This window comes from Peribacillus sp. P4_C12, assembly GCF_056402095.1.
Genome location: NZ_JBFUIB010000181.1, coordinates 1 through 6,916 on the forward strand (window position 1 = coordinate 1; position 6,916 = coordinate 6,916).

Consider the following 6,916-nt stretch of genomic DNA (forward strand, 5'->3'; position numbering starts at 1 on the left):
AAACAGCTTCTTGTATTCCCCGTATCCTTCTTTTTCAAGATTTTGGACCGGAATGAACTTTAACGAGGCAGAATTGATGCAATAACGTAACCCAGATGGTCCGGGTCCATCATTGAAAACATGACCAAGATGAGAATCGGCTGTTTTTGAGCGCACTTCAATCCTTCTCATACCGTAGCTAGTATCTAGATTTTCTACCACTTCTTCTTCCACTAGCGGTTTTGTGAAGCTTGGCCATCCACAGCCAGAATCAAACTTTTCCTTTGAAGTAAAAAGTGGGTTGCCAGAAACGACGTCCACATATAGTCCTGCTTCCTTCAAGTTCCAATATTCATTATGAAAAGCTGGTTCTGTCCCATTATTTTGAGTAACTTCATATTGAATTGGTGAAAGCTTCTGCTTTAATTCTTCTTTACTGTTCATCTTTTTCCCCCCAATGATGTTGTAAAAATGATTTACGTCCTGACCCAATCGAATACCTTTCGTAATGCTCAGGTTGCTTTTTATAATAATGCTGGTGATACGTCTCAGCCTGATAAAACGTTTGGGCAGGAATAATCGGAGTAACAATTGCTTTGGTAAATTTGCCGCTCTCCTGCAGTTTTACTTTAGAAGCTTCAGCAATTTTACGTTGATTTTCGTCATGATAAAAAATCGCCGTTTGATAGGAACTGCCACGGTCATAAAATTGTCCTCCTGGATCAGTTGGGTCAATTTGCTGCCAAAACAATTCTATTAATTTTTCATAAGGATATACACTCGGATCAAAAGTAATCTGAACAGCCTCATAATGTCCCGTGGTTTCTGAACAAACCTCTTTGTAAGTAGGATTTTCCTTTGTACCCCCTGTATAGCCTGAGATAACGGATTCGATACCAGGCTGCTCATCGAATGGCTTTACCATACACCAGAAACAGCCGCCTGCGAATGTTGCTTTCTCTAATTGCTTAGTCAAATGAAATATCCTCCTTTTATGCAAACGTTCCATTGAATGCATTTTAACGCTTTTATTTTGCCCTGTAAAATATTTTGCCGTTCAAAATTATTAATATATGCTGTCTCACCACTTCAAGTTAGGTTTGACACATGCCCAAGCATACTTCCATATGATGGGTTCATAATGAATAAAATGAGAGGTGAAGGAATTTGAGCGATAAACAATCATTTTTACAAAAAGCCGTAGCTTATGATTTACTATCCTCTTACTATAAATACAGCAATCCACATCTGCATGATTATTATTATCATAAGCACTTAAAAAGTCTCGAAAAAGCAACACAACCCATGAGATATGAACAAAGAAATGCAGTAGCACCCTCATATGTAAGAATTTTACACGCTGCCCCAAAGGCTCCAGCTATCGATGTATATGTAAATGAAATGCGCATTCTCAAGAATTTTGTATATAAAGGTAACAGTGGTTATTTATCATTACCACCTGGAATGTATCAAATTGATATATACCCTACTGGGCAAACCACTTCAACCATATTGAGCCGGAAGGTCGCGCTCGAAAGTGGAAAATCATTTACAGTCGCTGCCGCTGGGGCAAATGACTCGTTGAAAATGTTAACTTTAGAAGATAATCCATATGTTCCTCAAAATGAAGCCAAGGTACGATTTATCCATCTATCATATGATACACCTTCAGTCGATATTGCCGTAAAAGATGGAGATGTCGTGTTTGCAAACCTTCCGTTTCGTAAAGTAAGCGAATATTTAAATCTATACCCTATGAAAGTTGATTTTGAAGTGAGAACCGCTGGTACAAAAGATGTTGCACTTTCATTACCTAACACAGATTTTCATGCAGATACCTCATCAACTATTTATATAATCGGATTGAATCAAGATCAACCTGCATTAGAAACACTTACATTAACTCCATAAACATAAATGGGTAAAAAACCAGGATACCTTGATCCTGGTTTTTTACCCATTTATTCTTTATTCACTGCAGCGAAGACGGGATGGTCAATAAAAATGAAATATCATCATTTTTCAAATCAAATTCTTTTGCCTTTACTCTAATATCGCTTTTAAGTTCCATATCCTGCAGTGATACATAAATACTTTCGTCGTTAGGGCGAATACTGACCCACTCCGGCATATTATACCGATCGTTTATTAAACTCATGACATATGAAACCGGAAGATTCATCTGTCCAACAGCAACAGATTTTTGCTTTAAGATCAAATCACCATTCTTTTGAGCAATTGGTTCAAACGTTAATTTCATTTCAACTTCACGATTAAAAAATGGCATTGTTCCATACAGCTCGACTTCATCCGTTAAAAAAACTTCATAATGAATAGATCCTGTCAATCCTTCTTTATCAAGATACTGGTTGATTAATCGAGTCAGGTCTTCCCGATTCGTATGAATCTGAAATTGTATATCCTCTTCGTAACTTACTTTTGGTATCAGCTCTTTATCTTTAGCCGGAAGATTAACTAAAATCAGGACGAACAGGATGACCAGGATGTTTAGGGCTAATAAAGAAATAAACAAAGCCTTCCATTTGACTTTTGTCATTCTTGGTCATCATCTCCTTTGGCACTAGCTTCTAACGTGTCCWTTCCAATAGTGGTAATTTCCATGTTATTATAGATTCTTGTTGCAATTAGCTCATACCCGCGATCATTCGGATGAAAATAATCCTCAGCATACAGCAAGTCTTCTTCAGAGTTTTTAAAAATATCATCTATCTCGATAAAATAAGCTGAATCATATTCCTTGATAATCTCTTTCCCGCTTTCATTCCAATCATTCATGATCATATCAAGTTCATAAAAATCGGCAAACCATTTTGAAAATGGATTATATACACCCACAAGGTAAATCTGGGCGTGATCATTTTCAGAGCGCACCTTATCAAGTATCTGTCTTAATCTTTTTTCATATCCTATTTTTGCTGAATCAAACTGATTCAGTTCCAAGTTGGAAAAATTCTGTTTAAATACCTTCATGATATCATTTCCACCGATTGTGACAACTATGGAGTCGGCTTGTTCAATGTCTTCTTGAATTTCTGCCTTATCCAATCTTTTTAAAAGTTGATCGGTCCGATTTCCCCGAATGCCATGATTAATCATCTCTACAGAAATAATGGATGGTTCTTTTTCAAGCTTATTTTGTAAATAAGGCAGATAGCCGCCATTATCTTTGCTATCCCCGACACCTTGGGTCAAGGAATCACCGATGGAAACAATTTGAACAGGATCCGGAAAAAAGCTGGCTGGAATGGTTTCCTTTTCACTCAGTTCAATGACGCTCTTTTGCTGAACTGATGACTGATTTGAAACAGTTTCACTTTGACTGCAACCTGAAATCCAAACTAGGCATATGAAAAGACAGGTGATTTTGTACCACATGATCCTCACCTTCCTACCCATATATTATATCATGTAGAAAACGAAAGATTGCAAACAATATACCCTCTTTCTATCCTACTCCTTGCTAAAGCAATAGTTACTATATACTATGAAAAAAAGCAGGGATTAAAAGCTAGTCCTATAAATTTTAGCATGTACTTAGCATGTAAAATCATTCTTCACTTCTGCTGTTTCGTTCATAAACGATTTACAACTATTTGACTATAGGATAATGGACTTTTCCCTTTAATTTTATTTTAAAACTATAAAAACAGAAAGAACAGGTAATTTAACCTGTTCAATAATTCTGTAAAATTTTAATATGCTTGATGATTTCATCAAATGGAATATCCTGCAAACCTGTGTATTCTTGAATAATCTTCCCATCCTGATCCACTAGAAAAAAGCTAGTCCCGTGGATAACCTGGTCCTCTTTTTCAGGCTTCTTAACAAGTGTTTTAAAGTTGTCTAATGCAAATTGCTCGATCTCTTCTTGACCATAACCAGTTAGGAAGTGCCAATTAGTATAGTCCACATTAAATTGGTCACCAAACTTTTTTAATACATCGGGTTTGTCAATCTCTGGATCCACTGAAAAGGAAACAAACTCTACATCTGAGATGCCTTCGTCCTTCAACATTTTTTGAAGTTTAGACATATTTGAAGTCATTGGCAGACATACATCCTCACAACTTGTAAAGATAAAGTCCGTGACCCAAACCTTTCCTTTAAGGTCACTTTTTGAAAAGGGTTCCCCTTCCTGATCTATGTAACTGAAATTTTCAAGGTCCCAGTTTTTCGCATCAGGTACTCCGCTTGAACCGCATGCTGTTAACAGCAATAATACCGTTGTGCCTATAGCTGCCTTAAGCAAATGCAGCATTCTCATCCCTACCCCGTCCTTCTGTATAAAATATTCTGTTACTTCATTTATTCTACCAGACCAAGTGGTGTGAGAAAAGTAACTCTTTCTACAAACTAAAGACAATTTATTGAACAATGAAATAGCTCAAATCATACACATAACTTCGGTAACTGCTTTTCTATTAGAAATCAGTCCCAATAATACATAATAGCCATGGCGCCTTCACCTGTATGGGTACTGACTACAGCAGTAGTTGCCTCTATCTTTATATCGTGAAAACCTGATAATTCTGATATGGATTTGCGAACTTTATCCGCAATTTCAAAACCGTTTGCATGAACAAACCCAATGCTTTTAATTGTTTTTCCGTGTGTATCTTCCTTGAATTTCTTGACAATATATTTCACAACCTGTGACTGGCTTCTAGCCTTGGACACAGGATTCAGTACACCATCGTCAAGAAGAGCAATCGGCTTGATGTGCAATAGGGAACCGATAAACGCAGAAACTTTACCAATTCTTCCACCCTTCACAAGGTTATCAAGAGTTTCAATAACAATGATTAAACTTGACTGCTTTTTAATGTTTTCTAGGCGTTCAATTATCTCTTCAGAAGATTTACCTTCTTTCGCCATTTTTGCTGCCTCAATAACCTGAAATGACATGGCCTTTGAAATGAATTTAGAGTCTAAAACGGTAACTTTTGAATCAGACATACTAGCCGCGCTCTCCGCTGAGCGGACTGTGCCACTCATACCACCAGTCATATGAATAGAAATAATCTCACTACCGTCTTTCCCAAGTTCATCATATACCTCCACAAAGGTTCCTACTGCTGGTTGAGAGCTTTTTGGAAGTTCTTTAGACAGATTCATTCTTATCAAGAATTCTTCCTGTTCTATTTCAACCTTATCCAAAAAAGTCTCTCCATCAATATAGATTGATAGAGGAACCATTGTTATATCATAATATTCTAGTTCTTCTGGTGTCATATCTACTGTTGAGTCTGTTACTATCTTTACTTTATTCATCATTACACATCCCTAAATTAACATATCTATTGTATTATACCTACTCAAAGAACGCATTCAAACTAAACTATTCATTTTCTATGTTAAAGAATACATTTAATTCTAAATGATTACACAAAAAAAAGACTATCCCATAACCAACTAACCACACGCCGCTTATTCGATATTACATGGAATTAGAGGCATCTCTTTTATAGGAGAAGTTAGCTATGGAACAGTCCACATTACGCATTATTAAGTAAATTCTCATAAAAAATCTTGTGATAAACAGGCCGTTTAAGTACTGATGCTAAATAATGCTTAAATGAGTAATTTTCTTTATGATCTTTATTATCAAAAACTCGTTTTACAAACACTTCCAAACGCACGGTCAACATAAAAAAATTCGGATCACTAGGCAATAAAACAGGAATTTCTGAAATTGTGACCTTATGTCCAAAACAATCTTTGAATTCCAAGCATTTGAACATCAAATTATCAATCCTCATTTTTAACCGATTGCTTATATTATACACAATAAACCCAAAAGTATAAATATTCATATGTATAAAAACTGACAAGCCCCAGCATTTTTTAAATTACAAAATGACCCACAAGGGCATAATGCCTTCATGGGTCATTTTTTTATAAATCTTCCTCGTTATTAAAGGTTTCTTCAAGTAAACTTTCTCGCTTCACCTTACGTTTATACACTATTTTAGATAGTGAAATACTGATTTCATATAATAACAATAGAGGAACCATAACCAAAAAGTCTGACATAAAATCAGGTGGCGTAATACAAACCGCTATAACCACAAGTACAAAATAAGCATACTTCCTTAATTTTTGAAGCACGTATGGGTTAATTACACCAATTGAGGTCAAAAACATGGTAACTACAGGGAGCTCAAATAAAACAGCAAAAGGAAGCGTCATATTCAAGACGAATGAAAAATACTTATCCGCTGTAAAATTGGTTATGAACATATCATCGCCCAATTCAATCAAAAATTGAAGAATGGTTGGGAAGATGACAAAATAACCAAAAGCAAGTCCTCCGATAAAAAGTATGAAGAGAGCAGGTATATATGCAAGYGTGGCTCTTACTTCATTTGGCATCAAAGCCGGTTTAACAAATAACCAGATTTGCAGAGCAATTATCGGAATCGTTGCGGCAATGGCTACAACTCCTGAAAGCATAAAGTAAATCCAGATAATATCACTCGGTCCTAATACCATTAAGTCGAAATCAAGATCCTTCACAAACCAATTATAGATATCTTTAACATAAATAAAACTAACGATAAAAAAGATGAAAAAAGCAACAGCCGTAATGATAAGCCGTTTTCTCAATTCATCGAGATGATCGATGATATTTAATTCTTTATCTTCCAAAGTTGATCACGCCTTCATCTGAAAATCCGTATCTTTGTTTCAGCATAAAGGCGCAAGACGGTACCATCTTACGCCCAGCATTTAATTATTCATGATTTTTTTGTTGTGTTTTCTTTTCTTCTTCATAATCACCTTTTGTTAATTCACTCGTAGATTTTTTAAATTCACGCAGTGTTTGTCCAAAAGCACGACCTATCTCGGGAAGTTTCTTCGGACCGAAAATAATTAATGCTAATATTAAGATGAGAATTAGACCAGGTACTCCAAT

Annotated in this window: 10 protein-coding genes; 1 reads left to right on the forward strand and 9 read right to left on the reverse strand. The window is 35.8% G+C overall.

The window, feature by feature from the left end; translation table 11 throughout:
* Positions 1-423, reverse strand: a 423-nt coding sequence (msrB, locus tag AC1DUW_RS17870) for a peptide-methionine (R)-S-oxide reductase MsrB (RefSeq protein WP_477643104.1), incomplete at its 3' end; no start/stop codon positions are given.
* A complete protein-coding gene (gene msrA, locus AC1DUW_RS17875) occupies positions 413-904 on the reverse strand; it encodes a peptide-methionine (S)-S-oxide reductase MsrA (RefSeq protein WP_477643109.1) in 492 nt (163 codons plus the stop codon). The genes msrB and msrA, both read right to left, overlap by 11 nt.
* Positions 905-1,146: 242 nt before the next feature.
* On the opposite strand from msrA, the gene AC1DUW_RS17880 reads away from it, so the two are divergent.
* Entirely contained in the window at positions 1,147-1,890 is a 744-nt protein-coding gene (locus AC1DUW_RS17880) for a DUF4397 domain-containing protein (RefSeq protein ID WP_477643105.1), read from the forward strand.
* 61 nt (positions 1,891-1,951) lie between these two features.
* Here the strand turns inward: AC1DUW_RS17880 and AC1DUW_RS17885 are convergent, their stop codons facing one another.
* From AC1DUW_RS17885 to tatA, 7 genes are all read right to left on the reverse strand, one after another.
* Positions 1,952-2,536 (reverse strand): YpmS family protein, encoded by a 585-nt coding sequence (locus tag AC1DUW_RS17885; protein ID WP_053346618.1) that lies wholly within the window; start codon positions 2,534-2,536, stop codon positions 1,952-1,954.
* Positions 2,533-3,375, reverse strand: a complete 843-nt coding sequence (locus AC1DUW_RS17890; protein ID WP_477643106.1) for an SGNH/GDSL hydrolase family protein — start codon at positions 3,373-3,375, stop codon at positions 2,533-2,535. Before AC1DUW_RS17890 ends, AC1DUW_RS17885 begins: the two co-directional genes overlap by 4 nt.
* Before the next feature lie 298 nt (positions 3,376-3,673).
* A complete protein-coding gene (locus AC1DUW_RS17895) occupies positions 3,674-4,264 on the reverse strand; it encodes an SCO family protein (protein WP_053346620.1) in 591 nt (196 codons plus the stop codon).
* Between the two features lie 164 nt (positions 4,265-4,428).
* Positions 4,429-5,271, reverse strand: a complete 843-nt coding sequence (locus AC1DUW_RS17900; protein WP_053346621.1) for a DegV family protein — start codon at positions 5,269-5,271, stop codon at positions 4,429-4,431.
* 224 nt (positions 5,272-5,495) lie between these two features.
* Entirely contained in the window at positions 5,496-5,813 is a 318-nt protein-coding gene (locus tag AC1DUW_RS17905) for a DUF2535 family protein (protein ID WP_321175405.1), read from the reverse strand.
* Positions 5,814-5,895: 82 nt separating this feature from the next.
* Entirely contained in the window at positions 5,896-6,648 is a 753-nt protein-coding gene (gene tatC / locus AC1DUW_RS17910; RefSeq protein ID WP_477643107.1) for a twin-arginine translocase subunit TatC, read from the reverse strand.
* An 85-nt stretch (positions 6,649-6,733) separates the two neighbouring features.
* On the reverse strand, positions 6,734-6,916 hold a 183-nt coding region (tatA, locus tag AC1DUW_RS17915), incomplete at its 5' end, for a twin-arginine translocase TatA/TatE family subunit (protein WP_477643108.1).